This window comes from Priestia sp. SB1 (assembly GCF_038898415.1).
Window position 1 is genome coordinate 206,170 of sequence record NZ_JBBJSS010000009.1, and the last position, 18,013, is coordinate 224,182.

The following is an 18,013-nucleotide window of genomic DNA, read 5'->3' on the forward strand; positions in this document are numbered from 1 at the left end:
TATTCACAAGTGCTTTTATGCATTCTCTTGTAAAGCAGAAGGAAAACTAAGGCAAGTGTTAAATTTATATGTATAGTGGACAAAATAAAAAATAAATATAAAATAGTGAAACCTAAAGAGAAGCTGTCCGTATTAAATAGTGAGAAGAAAAAAGCGCAGGATATATTTGTGTTTGAAAGCCGATAGAGCTGGGAATAAGAAAGTAGTTATTTTCTCACGTTTGGTGAAAATTATACGTAGCGGTGTTGACAATTTTTTTTAAAGAGTTAAAATGTGAAAGAACAGATTAGCTCTCTTACATTTTTTGTAAGGGAGATTTCTTTTTACATTTACTATAAAAATAAAAGTGAGCTTAAATTTCAATAGAGACAGAGGTGGGAATATGAAACAGCTCATGACAAACGGTAAAAATATTTTTTCGAAACAGCTGCCGTTATTTCTAATTGCAGTTTTGTTGTTTTGGATTAAAACGTATACCGTTTATCGTATCGAATTTAACTTAGGGCTAGATAATTTTATGCAAAAGTTCTTACTTTTCATAAACCCAATTGGTTCGGCAATTTTCTTTTTTGCCATTGCATTACTATTTAAAGGGCGCGGAAAAGTACGAGCACTGCTTGGAATGAATTTTTTACTTTCATTCATCCTGTACGCAAATGTAGTATACTATCGCTTCTTTAATGATTTTATTACTGTTCCTGTATTGACTCAGTCAAACAACTTTGGTCAATTAGGCGGCAGTGCTATGGCTTTAATTAGCCCAACTGATATTTTATACTTCACAGATTTCTTTATTCTTTTAGTTTTAGTATTATGGAAAAAAGTTGACTTACCAGCAACAATTAGTCGACGTACTGTGACAGGTGTATTTTTATCAGGGATTTTATTCTTAAGTGCCAACATCGCACTAGCGGAAATGGATCGTCCTCAACTATTAACAAGAACATTTGACCGCAACTATTTAGTAAAATATTTAGGAACGTATAACTATACGATCTATGACATCATCCAGAGCTCGAAATCTTCAGCACAGCGCGCGCTAGCAGATAGCAGTGATGTGGCTGAGGTAGAGAACTATGCAAAAGCAACGTATGCTGAACCGAACAAAGAATATTTCGGTCAAGCAAAAGGCAAAAACGTTATCTATATTTCATTAGAATCGCTTCAGTCATTTATGATTGGTTATAAGTTAAATGGTGAAGAAGTAACGCCATTCTTAAATTCACTATTAAAAGATCAGAACACAATGTATTTCGATAACTTCTTCCATCAAACAGGGCAAGGTAAAACGTCAGATGCTGAATTCATGATGGAGAACTCATTATTCGGCTTACCTCAAGGTTCTGTATTTACAACAAAAGCAAATAACACCTATCAGTCGCTATCTGGTATTCTAGATCAGCAAGGCTATACAACATCTGTGTTCCACGGAAATGGAAAATCGTTCTGGAACCGTGATGAGATGTATAAATCAATGGGTGTAGAAAAATTCTTTGATTCAGCTTATTACAATATGTCAGACGAAGATACGCTGAACTATGGTTTAAAAGATAAACCTTTCTTTAAAGAATCAATGCCGTACCTAAAAGGCTTAAAGCAGCCATTTAGCGCGAAGTTCATTACGTTATCAAACCACTTCCCTTATCCATTAGATAAGGAAGACCAAACGATTGGACCTCATAATACGGGAGATAAGTCAGTTGACCAATACTTCCAAACGGCTCGTTATTTAGATGAATCAATTAAGCAATTCTTTGAGGACTTACAGGCCTCTGGCTTAGCAGACAATACGATGGTTGTGATGTACGGTGACCACTATGGTATTTCTGAAAACCATAAGCGTGCAATGGGCAAAGTAATGGGTAAAAACATCAATGATTTTGAACAAGCTCAACTGCAGCGCGTACCATTATTTATTACTTCACCAGGCCTTAAAGGCGGCGTAAATCATACGTATGGTGGAGATGTAGATGTTCGTCCAACAGTGATGCATTTATTAGGTCTTGATACAAAAGACTATATTGACTTTGGTACAGACTTATTATCAAAAGAACATCAGCAAGTTGTACCTTTCCGTAACGGTGACTTTGTTACACCGAAGGTAACAAAAGTTGATCAGAAAGTGTATGACAACGCAACGGGCAAGCAGCTTTCAGATAAGGAAGCGAAACAGTATGATAAGTATGATGAACTAGTTAAGAAAAAGCTAGAACTATCAGATAAACTTGTTTACGGAGACTTACTCCGCTTTCATACACCAGAAGGGTTCAAACCAATTGAACGTTCGAAGTATGATTACAACAAGCGCGAAGATCAATAAAAAACAGGCAGCTATAAAAGCTGCCTGTTTTTTTGTTTTGTGAAACTTTTAAGGGATTTATCCGTATATAAATTATAACAGTAATCGTTTTAAGAGATGGGAAGACAATGGTATAATATGTATACGTTTAAAAGTTCGGTCACATTTAAGATAGGAGTGAAAGCGATGAAAGTCGTTCGAATCATAAAAAAGATTCTTGCCATTTGGGTAACAGGAGCAGTAGCCGTTCCGGTCAGCTATTTTGGATTCAGTACCACGATGATTCAATCCGTTGGCATTAGTATAGGAGTAATGGTCGTGATGAGCCTGTTTTTTATTATGAGCAGTGCTCGACGTCATTATCAAAATCCATATAGAGAAGAAATTGCATATGTGCGTCATCAAGTAAAAGAGGCAAGAAAGCAATTAAGAACCATTGGAAGCTATCGTTTTAAAATTCGGTCTGTTCATATGTGGACAGAACTTTCTAAACTATACAAAGTAGGCAAAAGCATCATTGAAATGGTAGAAAAAGAGCCCGCACGATATAAAGATGTTCAGCCCTTTTTTACGAACTACTTACAATCAACGGTTACCGTCATTGAAAGGTATATGTTTTTATTATCAAAACCAACGAAAAGCATAGAAGTAAAAGAAAGTCTTCATGAAGCGGAAGACATGCTGCGCGGGTTATCAGGGAAGTATGAGCATTTATTAACAAATGCTCTTTCACAAGATAAGCTGACATTAGATGTAGAGCTTAAAGTGCTAAAGCAAGCATTTGAAGAAGAGCAGCCATATATACCGACAGCTACTAATCGCACAAAGTAATGTAAATGCAAAGGATGGGATTTTATGATGAAAGAATATGATCAAAATAAATCGTTAGATGCGCTGATTGATGATCCTTTTGCTTCGCCTACCCCGCAGTTACAATCGGATGCTCGCGCTGCAAAAAGAAGCACATACGATGATTTGACACCGGAATATCAGGAAAAAGCACAGAAAATCGCAAATCAAATTGATTATAAAAATCAGCAGGCTATCTTACAGTACGGGGTAGCAGCTCAGTCAGAACTATCTCAGTTTTCTCAATCTGTACTACAGCATGTTCAAACGAAAGATACAGGACCAGTAGGAGACGTTATAGGAGATTTGATGAGTAAGATTCGCCAAGTAAATCCCGATGACTTTTCTTCAAAGAAAAAAGGAGTCATCGGTCGATTGTTTTCAGGAGTCTCTAGGCCTATTCAAAATTTATTAACAAAATATCAAAGCATTAATGTGGAAATTGATAAAATTGCAGATAAGTTAGAGCGCTCAAAACAAATGCTGTATCGAGACATTACAATGTTAGATAGCTTATATGATAAAAATAAACAGTTTTATGAGGCGCTTAACGTTTACATTGCAGCGGCAGAATACAAGTTAGTGGGGCTGCAGAATGAAACGCTGCCCCAGCTGCAGCAAACAGCCTCTCAAAAAAATGACTACTTAATGGCTCAGGAGGTCAATGATTTAAATCAATTTATCAATAGGCTAGAAAAACGAGTGCACGATTTAAAGCTGAGCCGTCAAATTGCCATTCAAAGTGCACCGCAGATTCGATTAATTCAAGAAGTCAATCAGACCCTTGTGGAAAAAATTCAAAGCTCTATTTTAACAGCTATTCCACTTTGGAAAAATCAAGTAGTCATCGCAACCACTTTATTGCGCCAAAAGAAAGCAATGGAAGCCCAAAAACAAGTATCTAAGACAACAAACGACTTGCTTACTAAAAATTCAGAGCTGCTCAAGCAGAATACAATTGAAGTAGCTCGTGAAAACGAGGCGGGGATTGTCGATATCGAAACATTGAAAAAAACGCAGTCCGACTTGATTACTACGTTAGAAGAAGTATTAAAGATACAAGAAGAAGGGCGTACGAAGCGTACCGAGGCAGAATCAGAGCTGTATCAAATGGAAAACGATTTAAAAACTAAACTGTTAGATATGAAATAAAGAAAAAGTCGGTTTACACACTTTGTAAACCGACTTTTTTTCTGTTTTATGCATTTTGAAGTGTTTTCGCCATTTCCAAAAACGGAGTTAAATCCCTTTCGGATTTAGGAGCAAAGATCGTTAATCGGAAAGTAGGGTGTTGATTTTGCTTTCGAACAAGAAAGCCGTATGCATTACTTTTATCATCGGACGCTTTGTACGCAGCTTCTATCTCTAAGCTAGATTGAATGAGGTGCGTGTCAAGGGAAGCCACTTCCGAAAAGCCAGCTCTTAAAATTTCTTTTGTTTCTTTCTTCAGCTCCTCTACACTTTTATTTGAGGGAAACACTTCAATCCGCATCCACAAAGCATCATTTTTTTTATTGTAAATGACATCTTTTCGGGGCTCTTCTTCTGTAAACTCGTATCCTTCTAGTACGTAAAGCGTATAGTTTTGATTACTGCTTCTTTTAAGATAACCTACATCTGTTCTGCTGCTTCCTTTGTAAGGATAGGTGAAGTTTAGCTGTGGCAAGCGTTCTCTTGGAATTTCTTTTTGTGTGTTGATAAGCTCTTCGCGAAAAGCAGTTGAACAGCCACTCATCAAACATATAAAACAAACAAGAAATATCTTTTTTTTCATAGCTGGCTTCCTTATCTATTTTCATTCATGCGTTTTTACTGAGTTAACAATTGAAATTAACTTTTTTTCATCATCGGAATTTTTAGCCGTAACCATCGTGATTTTTAAAGCAGGGTGCCCCTTTGTTTCTCTTAATACATATAGTTTTGCCGTTTCTTTTTTACTCCCAGACATAGATGCAAACACAACGGGTTGAATAAATGGGGATGTAGAAGAAATTTTTAACGATTTTCCAAACTGGTCATCAAACAATTCTTTTGAACGATCTAGATATGGTGTGCTTGTACTTTCTTTCCCGGAAAGGACTTCAATTCGCATCCACGTATAGGGAGTCTTGGTTGAAAAAAGAATATCTTTTCCATCTTCTTCTTTTTGAAGCGTATATTCACCGGGCAATGAAAGAGAATATCCTTGTTCGCTTACGGTGAGCTGCTGATGTTTCTCGTTGCTTTCACTGATTGCTTTAACAGAAGGCAGTATAACCATGGTTCCGCTTATCATTAACAGAAGCGCTAAATAAAATTTTCGCATGTATATATCTCCTATTCAAAACGCTAGACAGCGTGTAATTACTATATAAAAATGTTTTCGCCATGTGAGAACCCGTAGGTTTATTTTTGACTTTTTGGTAAAGCTAAAAACACAATCAATTAGTAATGGAGAGAAGACTATGAAAAACCGTAAATCAACTTCTGCAGCTAATCGCCGTCAACAGCGCGTGTGTTTGGGTGATGAACGATTATTTGCAGTTGGTATTAAAGCGTTTATTGACAATACGCATGAATCACACCTAGACAAAAAAGGAGGTCATTGAGTGAAATGGTGCTTGTCAATTATTATTATTGTTTCCATTAATTTCTACGGTATTCAGGTGGATGCTGCAAAGAAGAGCAGATTTTATTATGAAAGAAAAGGAGATATCGTGTGGGAAGTTCCCATGAAAGATGAGAAGTTAATTGCGCTTACATTTGATGATGGACCAGATCCTAAATATACGCCGACTATTTTAAATTTATTGCAAAAATACGGTGCCAAAGCAACTTTTTTTGTAGTCGGCGATCGAATAACGTCATTTCCCAAGCTTGCTCAAAGAGAAGTTCGTGAAGGTCATGAACTTGCTAATCATACATATAGCCATTTGAAAGTAAGGGGCCAGGAAGTAGAGAGAATTGAACAAGAAATTGAAAAAGCGGATGAACGTATACAAGCTATTACAGGAATAAAACCTTACCTGTTTCGTCCACCTACTGGTTATTATGACGATCGGGTAGTAAAAGCTGCTAAAAATCAGCAGTATACGATTATTCTTTGGTCTTGGCATCAAGATACATTTGATTGGAGAAATCCAGGCGTCGGTAAAATTGTAAGTCAAGTGCTTAACCATGCCAGATCAGGAGATATTGTATTGTTTCATGATATGGGAGGAGATCGAACCCAAACCATTGAAGCATTAAAACAAATTTTACCGAAGTTAAAGGAAGAGGGGTATAAATTTGTAACGGTCTCAGAACTTTTAAAACATCATCCCAATTATAAATCTCTTTATTTGATGCAACAGCAAAAACAGCACTCCGTTCAATAAGCGGGTGCTGTTTTTCTAGTAAAAGCTTTAGCTAATCTTTTAACTGGTTTTTCCTTCTCTTTCGTCCCCATCAGACGTATTTTTTTGGAAAAATGCTTTTACTTTATCTCGTTTTTTCTTCGAAATAAGAATATATAATGTATCACCTGCAAAAATTTGTGTATTTCCTCTAGGTGTAAGTAATTTATCATCTCGAATAACAGCAGTCACTAAAATGTCTTCAGGGAGGTGAAGTTCTTCAAGCGATTTACCTGATATATCTGCATGTTCCACGAGCTTCAACTCAATCATTTCATTTTTGGTTTTGCCCATCGAAACAAGCTCGAGACTGTGAGGAACCGTCTCTTTTTCACCTTGAGAAAGGTTTAGAAATTTGGCTAAAGGAGCGATTGTTGCTCCTTGAAGAAGAGCGGAAGTTAAGACCACAAAGAAAACGACGTTAAAAATGAGCGTGCTGTTCTCCAAACCTGCCATCATAGGATAAGTAGCCAATACAATTGGAACAGCTCCTTTTAAACCGGCCCAAGAAATAAACAGTTTTTCTTTGGATGAGTATTTAGCAAACATCATCGAAAGAAATACGCCGAGTGGACGAGCGACAAACATAAGTAAAAGAGATAACAGTATACCCTGCCAAATGATATCTAGCAGTTGATTAGGAAAGACAAGAAGGCCGAGTAAAATAAACATTAAAATTTGCATCATCCATGCAAAACCTTCGTTAAAGCGGACAATTGTGTGACGATAAGTTAGATCTGCATTTCCTACTACCACTGCCATTACGTATACAGCAAGTAGACCGCTTGCCTCTACAAATGTGGAAATTCCATAGGTTAAGGCGGCCAATGACAATGTGAGCACAGGGTAAAGCCCAGAAGAATCTAAATTAATTCGATTAATAATCCAAACGGATGCTTTTCCAAGTACTAAACCAAGTACCAGCCCGATTCCCATTTGCCAAAAGAAATTAAAGATTAATGAGAGGATAGGAGAGTCTGGATGCTGAATTAATTCAATAATAGAAACGGTTAAGAAAATGGCCATCGGATCGTTGGAACCAGATTCTGCTTCTAGCGTGGAGTTTAGTTTTTGGCGGATGTTCTGTGTCCCTAGTACAGAGAACACGGCTGCAGCATCTGTAGAGCCAACGATTGCCCCAAATAAAAAGCCTTCAAGCCAAGTAACGCCCAAAATATATTTGGCAAGTACACCCGTTAAAACTGTCGTAATGAGGACTCCGAAAGTAGCTAATGAAACGGAAGGGCGAACAACGCGTTTAACATCTTTCCATTTGGTCTGCACGCCTCCATCAAAAAGAATAATGATAAGCGCTAATATTCCGAATCCTTGTGTTAAAAGAGCATTGTCAAAGTAGATGTAGTGGCTAACAACCATTCCTACAATAATAAAGAGTACAAGCGAAGGGACCCCAAGGCGAGTAGAGAACTTTGCAGTAAGTACCCCTATGAGAAGGAGAATGGATAATAAGAGAATTGAATGGTCTACCGTAAAATCCAAAAAATACACCTCTTTTGTTTAAAATTTTTATGTAAGCAATAAGTGAGGTTCCTCTACAATAATTGTAGCATAATGGATTTAAAACCTTGAGAAATCTGCTTATCAAAAAAAGAGATGCATAAACATCTCTTTTTTGGTCATGTATGAATAACAGGGATAGATTCTTATTTAACATCTTGCTCGTGATAAAGATGAGGAGCTTTAAATGTTGCTTTCTTTTTAACGGAAGAACCTTGTTGGTCTGGACGGGAACGATCGTAAATAGCTGTTCCAACAATCTCAGCCACATCTTGAAGTTTTTCTTTGCTTATTTTATCAAGGGTATCTTCAGGCGTATGATACCAAGGTTCAGACGGACTGTGAATAAATAGAGCAGCCGGTATTCCTGCCTCTGCAAAAGGAACGTGATCACTGCGGCCGCCAGCTTGGAATGGCGTAGGTGATCCATTTAATCTTGTACTTGAGGCTTGAGCTAATTCTGTGACAAGATTTGGTGTTCCATCAGCTGTATTCATCACCAAATCTCCCGCATCTCGACTTCCTACCATGTCTAAATTAAACATTCCAACAATACGATTTTTCTCATTTTCAGATAGCTCACTAACATAATGCTCGGATCCTAGTAAGCCTACTTCTTCAGCTCCGAATGTAACAAATCGCAGTTCTGTATCGGTAGGAAGAGTTTTAAATACGCGAGCTAATTCAAGCACCATTGCTGTTCCAGAAGCATCGTCATTTGCCCCAGGTGCTCCGGCCACAGAATCATGATGAGCACCTACTACAATAATATCATTTGTTCCTTTTTTCTTAAAAGTAGAAGGTTTAGCAGCGGTTACATTATAAGATGTTCGCTCACTTACGACAGCTCCTTCAATTTTTACTGTACCTGAAGGCTTTTCGCCTTTTCGAATAGAAGTAAGAATCTTTTCACCTTCTTCTTTGGTAACAGCAAGAGACGGAATGTAGTTATCATTAGCGCCTCCAAGCGTTCCGTTTAGCTCACCGTCTGTATTATTAAAAATAATGACGGCTGCAGCCCCTTTTTCAGCAGCATTTAATACTTTTTCACCAAAAGTAATACTGCCTCGCTGAACTAATACAATTTTACCTGTCACATCTTTGTTTGCTAAATTATCTTTTGTACCCAGCCCTCCATCGACAATTTCAGCTGTGACATTTCCATTGGTGCTATAAGTAAAAGTTGTTGGAGAGTAGCCGGTACCGTTTACGATTAGTGAAAAACTAGCTGCTGGTGTGTAACCGGTAAAGGTAAAAGGTTCCACTTCGCTCTCATAGCCTAGTTTAGACAAACGCTTTTGAACAAATGTAGCAGCTTCGCGTTCAGCTTCAGTTCCTGCCACACGAGGTTTTTTTGAGAGATACGCAATGTCTTGATAAATTTTCTCAGCATTAATTTTTTTTAATACTTTTTGTTCAGAACTTTGATGGTGAGAAGCATTTGCAGAAGTAGAAGCTTGTACACTTGTAAAAGATAAAGTCAAACTTGTGGCTACAGCCAAAGAAATCACGGTTTTTTTCATTAAAATTCCCCTAAATTTATCGATGTAGTTGGTACTATTCGAATTTACAATATTAAGAAAATACAAAAAAGAGTATTATTACCTAAATGTTCCAGGATATTCCGTATCTAAATTCCTATTTTAATAGAGAAAATAATTCAAATAAAATGAAAATGCGGAAACAAATAAAGAGGATAAAAGAAACTGTGTCAAAAGTAATAAGAAAAGGTATTAGATAAGAATAAAAAAATAAGGTAAACTAGTTTAAAAGTAAGAAGAATATTCAGAACTTAATTGATGAAACATAGAGAGTATTCACATAAAAAACAAAGGCTGGTGGGAAATATTGATAAAAAATAGGGAGGGTGTACGAAAAGCAGCGGCGGTAACGGGTCTTCTGCTTTTAGGGGTGTACACCGTCTTTCAAACAATGGCATTTTTTAAAGGAGCATATGCTCTTAGCAGTTTGATAAAAGATAGTTTACTAGTGGGCATAACGGCTGGCACGTTTTATTTACTTCATAAGCGTTCGGTTTATACCCAGGTGTCTGATGAACAGTATCAGCTTGCTACATTAATAAACTCAATGCCAGATTTTATTTGTTTTAAAGATGGAGCTGGCAAATGGGTGGCGGTGAACGATTTTGGAAGAGAACTTTATCATTTAAAGGGTATTGATTACAGGGGTAAAACCGATGCAGAGCTTGGGGAGCTTGTGCCTTTCTTTCAAGCGGCTTTCTTACACTGTATTTCATCGGATGAAGAAGCTTGGAGAAAAAAGGAAAAGGTACGCATGGAAGAAGCATTTGAAATACCAAACGGCGAGGTCAAAACATTTGACGTCATTAAAGTACCTGTGTTTTTTGATGATGGCTCAAGAAAAGCTCTTATTACGATTGGACGAGATATCACTCAGCAAAAGCTTGCAGAAGCGCTTCTGATAAAAAAGGAAAAGCTTTCTGTAGTAGGCGAATTAGCTGCTGGAATTGCCCATGAAATTAGAAATCCGCTTACGAGTATTAAAGGGTTTGTTCAGCTCATGAAAGAAACAGACCGATCCGCGGTAGGGTATGCTAATATCATGCTTGATGAGCTGGAACGAATTAATGGTATTGTTAGTGAAATGCTCCTGTTGTCAAAACCTGAAAGTGAACATTTTCGCGTGTTTTCTCTTACAGAAGCGGTTAAGTATGTAATGAGTCTAACTTCCCATGAAGCTTTATTGAAAAATATTGACTTCTTATACGATGAACAAACAAATAACGCTAGTGTATATGGAAATAAAAATCACCTTATCCAAGTATTACTTAATGTTTTTAAAAACGCAATTGAAGCCATGGATAAGCCTGGAAATATTTATATCACAATCAAAACAGCGCAGGATGAGCATATTTTTATAGAAGTTAGAGATGAAGGGGTAGGAATTTCTAAAGACCGTCTAGAACATATAGGAGAACCGTTTTTTACTTTAAAAGAAAAAGGAATGGGGCTTGGATTAACAATCAGCTCTAAAATTATTCATGATCATCACGGTACCCTGCAGATTGAGAGTGAACAGAAAAAAGGGACGATTGTTAAAATCCGACTGCCTCTGTATATCGAAGATACGGCGGTTTTTGCAAGCAAATGAAATGTTGTAAACGAAAAGTAATGAAAACGTCATCCATTTCTTATTGCTAAACGCAGCTGTACATGATGTAATAAAAGAAACGAACATGTCAGGAAGGTAGCAAAATGAGACGTGCAGATCAAAAAATTATATTACCGTATACACCGGAAAATTTAAGAATGCTATTGCTTCAAGTATGTGACGGAGAAAACCCGTTTTCCCATCAAGACCTTGCGTATTGGTGTGATAAATATACTCTCCATTATTATGAGTATGAAGCGGATGAAACGCAGTGGATGAATGATATGCAGCAGACAGATAATAGGCAAGATCTAGCTAAATCCTATGCCATTGCTAAAGATATTGGCTGGCAGTGGTACTTTTATATGGCTAGAGGAACGACGCTATCTGATATTCAATATGTCGAGCTTCACGAACTAGAATTACCCAGACATTTGTTTGTAAAATGGCTAAATGAATTATATGAAATGTAATCCTATATATGAATTGTAGTACATCCGGTCTGATGAAAGAAAGGCCATCTCTGGTAACGGAGGAAAAGACCACTGAAGTACATACAAGCGTAAAATAGAAAGCTAAGGAAAATCCTTAGCTTTTTTGTTTTGTCAAAATTATTCAAAAAAACTGTCTTTAGGAAAAAACATAAAACCTAGTTGACTTATTGGTATTGTTGTATTATAAGTAATAGAGACATAAATTATGGAAAAATTACAGGGGGAACATCTATGAATAACTTATTAGTCATTCTAAACATCCTTATTATGCTGGCACTGCTTGCGGGGCTGTTTATGATGCAGAAAAAACATGTATCATTTTCAAAGCGTGTGTTCACGGCGCTTGGCCTAGGGATTATTTTTGGCTTTGCTCTTCAGTGGGTGTATGGTCCGACTCATGAAGTAACGATAGCGGCCGCCGATTGGTTTAGCATTGTAGGAAGCGGATATGTGAAGTTTCTTCAAATGATTGTTATGCCGCTTGTATTTGTATCGATTGTATCGGCATTCACTCGTTTGAAATTGACGAGCAATATTGGAAAGATTAGTAGTTTAATTATTGGGATTTTGCTTGTCACAACAGCGATAGCAGCTGCAATTGGTATTTTTACAACAACGAGCTTTAATTTAGAATCTGTCCAAATCACAAAAGGGGAAGCGGAACTTCAGCGCGGAGAGGACTTGGAAAACAATTTATCTAGTTTAGAAGCAAAAACAATTCCGCAGCAAGTAGTAGAATTATTACCTGCTAATCCGTTTCTTGATTTAACAGGCGCACGATCAACTTCCACGATTGGCGTTGTCATCTTTGCCGCATTTGTTGGAATTGCGTATTTAGGCGTGAAGCGTAAAAAAGCTGAGGAAGCGGCGTTATTTTCAAAAATTATTGATACGCTTTATGCAATTGTCATGCGTGTAGTGACGCTAATTCTTCGTTTAACTCCTTATGGGGTACTTGCAATTATGACCAAAACAGTAGCAACGAGTGATATTGATGCAATTGTTAAACTTGGAAAATTTGTTGTAGCATCATATGTCGCATTGACAGCTATGTTTATCGTTCACTTAGTTATTCTAACAATCATCGGTGTAAATCCGATCACATATGTTAAGAAAGTATTTCCTGTATTGGCGTTTGCCTTTACTTCTCGTACGAGTGCTGGAGCATTGCCTTTGAATGTTAACACACAAACAAGACAGTTAGGGGTTCCAGAAGGAATTGCGAATTTTGCAGGTTCATTTGGTCTTACAATCGGTCAAAACGGATGCGCTGGAATATATCCAGCTATGATAGCCGTTATGATTGCACCAACGGTAGGTATTGATCCTTTAACGCCTTCATTTATTTTCACGTTGATTGCCATTGTAGCAATTAGTTCGTTTGGCGTAGCAGGGGTTGGCGGAGGAGCGACATTTGCGGCTTTACTTGTATTATCTTCTATGAATTTGCCCGTAGCGCTAGCAGGCTTATTAATTTCAGTAGAGCCATTGATTGATATGGGGCGTACGGCGCTTAATGTAAGTGGAAGCATGACAGCCGGAGTCGTCACTAGTAAATTAACAAAAGAGCTAGATACAAACGTATACAACGATCAAACCATCTCACCTGAAACAGCAGAAGTGTAAAAGAGATACGTCATCCGTAGTTAACATTGTTAACTATGGATTTTTTTTCTTTATCCACATAAAATAGGAAAAAATACTTATGATAACGCTTTCAAAAAAGGTTATAGTGAAAAATGTGTACGTACTTTATTTTATGGGAGGGTTTTCATTGAAACGTAGTTGGACTAAATATGCAATGGTACTGACGGCTTTACTCTTACTAGTAAGCTCTTTTTTTAGCCCATTTATGCAATCGTTTGCATCTGCAGCAGATGCAACAAAAATCACGATTCACTATCAGCCTGCTCCAAATGATACAAAGGAATGGGGATTATGGGTTTTTCCTGAAGGAGGAGAAGGGAAGCCTTACGCATTTACAGGGCAAGATCAATTTGGAAAAGTAGCGGAAGTTGAATTACCCGGTACTTATGACAAAGTAGGTTTTATTGTTCGAACAGAGTCGTGGGAAAAAGATGGAGGAGACCGCTTCGTTTCGGTGGAGAACGGTGAAGGAGAAGTATGGGTGAAAAGTGGAGATGAACATACATATACGTCTCCTCCTGACGGTGAATACCGAGATTTACCGAAGTTTGATAAAGTAAACGTTACCTTGAATTATCATCGGTACGACGGAGATTACAGCGGGTGGAACATTTGGACATGGCCCGGTGATGAAAAAGAAGGCAAGCAAATCGAATTTACGGAAGACACGAATTTTGGGAAGAGAGCGACTTACGCCATTAACAGTGGAAGTGGAAATTTATTTGACAAAATTGGTTTTATTGTACGCCATTCTACTAGTGACAGCGATTGGGAAAATAAAGACGGAGGAAACCGCTTTATTACCAAGGTTGGTAAAGATGGGAATGTAGAAGTATGGATTGTTCAAGGACAAAATCGAATTTATTATGATAGAGCAGGAGTAGATATCACTCGGAAAATCACGAAGGCGACTATGGATACATTTAATCAAATCACCTTAGAAACAAACGTGCCGTTTGACTCTTCTAAGAGTGTAGGAGACATTGAAATTGACGGAGCTCAAATTGAGAAAGTGATACCTTATAAAGAGGGAGAAGACGCTGCTACTAATAAAGTTAAAATCATAACAAAACAGCCTTTGGACGTTACAAAAACGTATAAAGTTAAGCAAAAAGGATACGGATCAGCTGATGTAGTCAATGGAAATGTCGTGCGTACGAAAGAATTTGACGAAAAGTATGCATATAGCGGAAGCGATTTAGGAAACACATATTCTAAGAAACAAACAAATTTTCGCGTATGGGCTCCAACTGCAAGCGAAGCCAAGCTAGTGACTTATTCGTCATGGAACTCGAAAGCTTTAAAAGAAATTTCTATGACTAAAAGTGAAAAAGGAACGTGGAAAGCGGAGTTAAAAGGAAATCAAGATGAACTAATTTATACGTACAAAGTAAAAATTGGGAACGTCTGGAATGAAGCGGTTGATCCATATGTACGAGCAACAACGGTCAATGGAGATCGCGGAGTCGTCGTAGATTTGGCTAAAACAAATCCGAAAAAGTGGAGTACAAATAAGCCGAAATTTAAAAATCCAGAAGATGCCATTATCTATGAACTGCACGTACGAGATTTATCGTCTCAAAAAGAGAGCGGTATCAAAAACAAAGGAAAATATTTAGGCGTAGCGGAGTGGAATACGAAAGGACCAAATGGAGTAAAAACAGGACTCAGTCATATTAAAGATTTAGGTGTAACGCACGTCCAGTTCCTGCCTATTTACGATTATCGTACGGTGGATGAAACGAAATTAAACGAGCCGCAGTTTAACTGGGGATATGATCCGAAAAATTATAACGTCCCAGAAGGCTCCTATTCAACAAACCCATATAATCCTAAGACTAGAATTATTGAGCTTAAACAAATGATTCAAACGCTTCATGACAAGCAGCTTCGCATGGTAATGGACGTTGTTTATAATCACGTGTATGCAGTGAGTGAGCATAGCTTTGATAAACTAGTTCCAGGCTACTACTTCCGTTATAAAGAAGATGGAACTCTATCCAACGGAACAGGTGTTGGAAACGACACGGCGTCTGAACGGAAAATGGTTCGGAAGTTTATCGTAGATTCTGTTGCGTATTGGGCAAAAGAGTACCACATTGACGGGTTTCGGTTTGATTTAATGGGGATTCACGATACAAAGACAATGAATGAAGTGAGAAAGAAATTAGATGAACTTGATCCTTCCATTATCGTCTTAGGAGAGGGCTGGGATCTAGGAACCGAGCTTGACGCTAAGCTCAAAGCTAACCAGAAAAACGCTCAGGATATGAAGCGCATCGCTCACTTTAATGACGGTATGCGGGATGGTCTTAAAGGCAGCGTATTTTTTGATCATGACAACGGATTTGTGAATGGAAAGCAAGGACAAGAAAAGCTCATACAGCAAAGTATAGCAGCTGGAATTGATTATGATCGTTCAACTGCCACGTATGAAGATCCAGATCAAGTTGTTACGTATGTAGAAGCGCACGATAACCATACGTTATGGGATAAGCTTCAGCTGACGAACCCTGCTGACACCGAGCAAACGAAAAAGCAAATGCACAAGCTTGCTTCTTCTATTATTTTAACATCTCAAGGAATGAACTTTATACATGCAGGTCAAGAGTTTATGAGAACAAAAGGCGGAGACCATAACAGCTATCAGTCACCCGATTCTGTCAATCAGCTAGATTGGAAGCGCCGAGCAGCTTTCAGCCAAGAAGTAAATTACATGAAGGGACTTATTGCGCTTCGAAAGCAATATTCGTCATTTAGAATGACGAGTGCACAGGCTATTCATCAAAATTTACGCTTTGTTGATGCACCAGCAAACGTAGTAGGTTATACGTTAAATGCTAAAGCTAATAAAGATAAAGCAAACGAAATAATGGTGATTCATAATGCAAATAAACAAGCTCAAACGGTTCATTTGCCTTCTAACAGAACGTGGAGATTACTTGTTGACGGCGAGCGGGCCGGAACAAAAACGCTCCGTACGGTGAAAGGAAATACAATAAACGTTTCGCCTCTTTCGACATTTGTACTAGTAAGATAAGCTTTAGATAGCTAGAATGCATGTAGAAAAATTCAGAATATTGTATGCAAAATTGTTGATTTTACTAGATAACATGGTAAAATATTCATTGTTAGCGTTTTCAAAATTCGTGGGGAGGTATGTATTTGATGCAAAATCTTGGAGCGAAAAAAGTTGAAATGAGTCCGAAAGTAGTGGAGTTTTTAAAAGGAGTTAAACAGCTATACATTAATGGCGAATGGGTAGACTCTGTTTCAGGAAAAACGTTTGAAACAGTAAATCCAGCAACGGGTGAAAAATTGGCAGATGTAGCTGAAGCAAATCCAGAGGATATTGATCGCGCCGTCAGAGCGGCTAGAGAAGCCTTTGATCATGGACCTTGGACAAAGATGTCAGCAGCTGAAAGAAGTCGACTTATTTATAAATTAGCTGATTTAATGGAAACACATCAATTGGAACTTGCGCAGCTTGAAACGCTTGATAACGGAAAACCAATTCGTGAAACATCAAATGCAGACATTCCATTAGCCATCGAACATTTCCGCTACTTTGCAGGGTGGTCAACTAAAATGGTTGGACAAACTATTCCTGTGCAAGGAGCGTATTTTAACTATACGAGATATGAACCAGTAGGAGTTGTTGGCCAAATTATTCCGTGGAACTTCCCGCTTTTAATGGCCGCTTGGAAGCTCGGAGCCGCTTTGGCAACTGGATGTACAATTGTGCTCAAGCCAGCCGAGCAAACGCCTCTTTCTGCACTTTACTTAGCTCGACTAGCCGATGAAGCAGGATTCCCAAAAGGCGTGCTAAACATTGTGCCAGGCTACGGGAAAACAGCAGGTGAACCGCTCGTTCATCATGATCTTGTCGATAAAATTGCTTTTACAGGATCTACTGCTGTCGGAAAAGCAATTATGAAACAAGCTAGCGACTCTTTAAAGCGTGTGACGTTAGAGCTTGGAGGAAAATCACCAAACATTATCCTCCCGGATGCAGACTTAACAAAAGCTGTTCCTGGTGCGCTTTCAGGTATTATGTTTAACCAGGGACAAGTATGTTGTGCTGGAAGTCGTCTGTATGTCCAAAAAAGCTTATATGATAATGTCGTAGCTGATTTAGTTTCTCAAACGAAATCTATTAAACAAGGAAATGGATTAGCAGATGAGACAACAATGGGGCCGCTTGTATCTGCGCAGCAGCAAAAACGAGTGAAAACCTATATTGATAAAGGAATTGAAGAAGGAGCGGAAGTACTCGCAGGAGGAAACATACCGTTTGATCAAGGCTATTTCGTAGAACCGACTATCTTTGCAGATGTCGATCATTCGATGACGATTGCTCGTGAAGAAATCTTTGGTCCGGTTGTAGCTGCTATGCCGTTTGACGATCTTGATGATTTGATTGCCAAAGCAAATGATACAGCATATGGTCTAGCAGCAGGCGTTTGGACACAGGATTTAAAGAAAGCACACTATATTGCTCATGGTATTAAAGCGGGTACAGTTTGGGTGAACTGTTACAACGTATTTGATGCAGCAAGCCCGTTTGGAGGTTATAAGCAGTCGGGAATTGGTCGTGAAATGGGAAGCTATGCGCTTGATAATTACACTGAAGTGAAAAGCGTATGGATCAATATGGAATAATAAGTAAGATTTTTTGTGAAAATCAATAGCATATCTTT

Annotated in this window: 14 protein-coding genes; 10 read left to right on the plus strand and 4 right to left on the minus strand. The window is 38.1% G+C overall.

Features of this window, described 5'->3' with window-relative positions:
* Positions 1-382: 382 nt before the first annotated feature.
* The 3 genes from ltaS (at position 383) to WKH56_RS28855 (ending at position 4,300) form a co-directional block, all read left to right on the plus strand.
* A complete protein-coding gene (gene ltaS, locus WKH56_RS28845; RefSeq protein WP_013056729.1) occupies positions 383-2,320 on the plus strand; it encodes a lipoteichoic acid synthase in 1,938 nt (645 codons plus the stop codon).
* A gap of 165 nt (positions 2,321-2,485) precedes the next feature.
* Entirely contained in the window at positions 2,486-3,130 is a 645-nt protein-coding gene (locus WKH56_RS28850; protein ID WP_028413622.1) for a 5-bromo-4-chloroindolyl phosphate hydrolysis family protein, read from the plus strand.
* Between the two features lie 24 nt (positions 3,131-3,154).
* Positions 3,155-4,300, plus strand: a complete 1,146-nt coding sequence (locus WKH56_RS28855; RefSeq protein WP_310884366.1) for a toxic anion resistance protein — start codon at positions 3,155-3,157, stop codon at positions 4,298-4,300.
* Positions 4,301-4,346: 46 nt separating this feature from the next.
* Here WKH56_RS28855 and WKH56_RS28860 read toward each other — a convergent pair whose 3' ends face one another.
* Both WKH56_RS28860 and WKH56_RS28865 read right to left on the minus strand, forming a co-directional pair.
* Positions 4,347-4,922, minus strand: a complete 576-nt coding sequence (locus WKH56_RS28860; protein WP_048021277.1) for a hypothetical protein — start codon at positions 4,920-4,922, stop codon at positions 4,347-4,349.
* A 21-nt stretch (positions 4,923-4,943) separates the two neighbouring features.
* Positions 4,944-5,453, minus strand: a complete 510-nt coding sequence (locus WKH56_RS28865) for a hypothetical protein (protein ID WP_033578782.1) — start codon at positions 5,451-5,453, stop codon at positions 4,944-4,946.
* Between the two features lie 139 nt (positions 5,454-5,592).
* On the opposite strand from WKH56_RS28865, the gene WKH56_RS28870 reads away from it, so the two are divergent.
* Together WKH56_RS28870 and WKH56_RS28875 are read left to right on the plus strand one after the other, a co-directional pair.
* Positions 5,593-5,736: a hypothetical protein gene (locus WKH56_RS28870; protein WP_013056734.1), complete on the plus strand. Its 144-nt coding sequence runs from the start codon at positions 5,593-5,595 to the stop codon at positions 5,734-5,736.
* Positions 5,737-6,504, plus strand: coding sequence for a polysaccharide deacetylase family protein (locus WKH56_RS28875; protein WP_048021275.1), 768 nt, complete (start codon positions 5,737-5,739; stop codon positions 6,502-6,504). It begins immediately after the preceding gene.
* A gap of 39 nt (positions 6,505-6,543) precedes the next feature.
* Here WKH56_RS28875 and WKH56_RS28880 read toward each other — a convergent pair whose 3' ends face one another.
* A complete protein-coding gene (locus tag WKH56_RS28880) occupies positions 6,544-8,022 on the minus strand; it encodes a potassium/proton antiporter (RefSeq protein WP_048021273.1) in 1,479 nt (492 codons plus the stop codon).
* A gap of 164 nt (positions 8,023-8,186) precedes the next feature.
* On the minus strand, positions 8,187-9,563 hold the full coding sequence (locus tag WKH56_RS28885; RefSeq protein ID WP_048021271.1) for a M28 family peptidase: 1,377 nt from the start codon (positions 9,561-9,563) through the stop codon (positions 8,187-8,189).
* A 325-nt stretch (positions 9,564-9,888) separates the two neighbouring features.
* Between WKH56_RS28885 and WKH56_RS28890 the strand changes: the two genes are divergently transcribed.
* From WKH56_RS28890 to WKH56_RS28910, 5 genes are all read left to right on the plus strand, one after another.
* Positions 9,889-11,172, plus strand: coding sequence for an ATP-binding protein (locus WKH56_RS28890; protein WP_048021268.1), 1,284 nt, complete (start codon positions 9,889-9,891; stop codon positions 11,170-11,172).
* A gap of 104 nt (positions 11,173-11,276) precedes the next feature.
* Positions 11,277-11,645: a hypothetical protein gene (locus WKH56_RS28895; RefSeq protein WP_013056739.1), complete on the plus strand. Its 369-nt coding sequence runs from the start codon at positions 11,277-11,279 to the stop codon at positions 11,643-11,645.
* A gap of 252 nt (positions 11,646-11,897) precedes the next feature.
* Positions 11,898-13,292, plus strand: a complete 1,395-nt coding sequence (locus WKH56_RS28900; protein ID WP_063247276.1) for an L-cystine transporter — start codon at positions 11,898-11,900, stop codon at positions 13,290-13,292.
* A gap of 79 nt (positions 13,293-13,371) precedes the next feature.
* Positions 13,372-16,353, plus strand: a complete 2,982-nt coding sequence (pulA, locus tag WKH56_RS28905) for a type I pullulanase (RefSeq protein ID WP_310884369.1) — start codon at positions 13,372-13,374, stop codon at positions 16,351-16,353.
* A 128-nt stretch (positions 16,354-16,481) separates the two neighbouring features.
* A complete protein-coding gene (locus WKH56_RS28910) occupies positions 16,482-17,975 on the plus strand; it encodes an aldehyde dehydrogenase family protein (protein WP_013082880.1) in 1,494 nt (497 codons plus the stop codon).
* Positions 17,976-18,013 lie beyond the last annotated feature (38 nt).

What these genes read in the sequence shown, in the direction of transcription:
- pulA (WP_310884369.1), top strand. Translation starts at nt 13,372, where the DNA reads ATGATAACGCTTTCAAAAAAGGTTATAGTGAAAAATGTGTACGTACTT.
- WKH56_RS28910 (WP_013082880.1), top strand. Translation starts at nt 16,482, where the DNA reads ATGCAAAATCTTGGAGCGAAAAAAGTTGAAATGAGTCCGAAAGTAGTG.
- WKH56_RS28865 (WP_033578782.1), bottom strand. Translation starts at nt 5,453, where the DNA reads ATGCGAAAATTTTATTTAGCGCTTCTGTTAATGATAAGCGGAACCATG.
- WKH56_RS28850 (WP_028413622.1), top strand. Translation starts at nt 2,486, where the DNA reads ATGAAAGTCGTTCGAATCATAAAAAAGATTCTTGCCATTTGGGTAACA.
- WKH56_RS28900 (WP_063247276.1), top strand. Translation starts at nt 11,898, where the DNA reads ATGAATAACTTATTAGTCATTCTAAACATCCTTATTATGCTGGCACTG.
- ltaS (WP_013056729.1), top strand. Translation starts at nt 383, where the DNA reads ATGAAACAGCTCATGACAAACGGTAAAAATATTTTTTCGAAACAGCTG.
- WKH56_RS28895 (WP_013056739.1), top strand. Translation starts at nt 11,277, where the DNA reads ATGAGACGTGCAGATCAAAAAATTATATTACCGTATACACCGGAAAAT.
- WKH56_RS28860 (WP_048021277.1), bottom strand. Translation starts at nt 4,922, where the DNA reads ATGAAAAAAAAGATATTTCTTGTTTGTTTTATATGTTTGATGAGTGGC.
- WKH56_RS28870 (WP_013056734.1), top strand. Translation starts at nt 5,593, where the DNA reads ATGAAAAACCGTAAATCAACTTCTGCAGCTAATCGCCGTCAACAGCGC.
- WKH56_RS28855 (WP_310884366.1), top strand. Translation starts at nt 3,155, where the DNA reads ATGATGAAAGAATATGATCAAAATAAATCGTTAGATGCGCTGATTGAT.
- WKH56_RS28885 (WP_048021271.1), bottom strand. Translation starts at nt 9,563, where the DNA reads ATGAAAAAAACCGTGATTTCTTTGGCTGTAGCCACAAGTTTGACTTTA.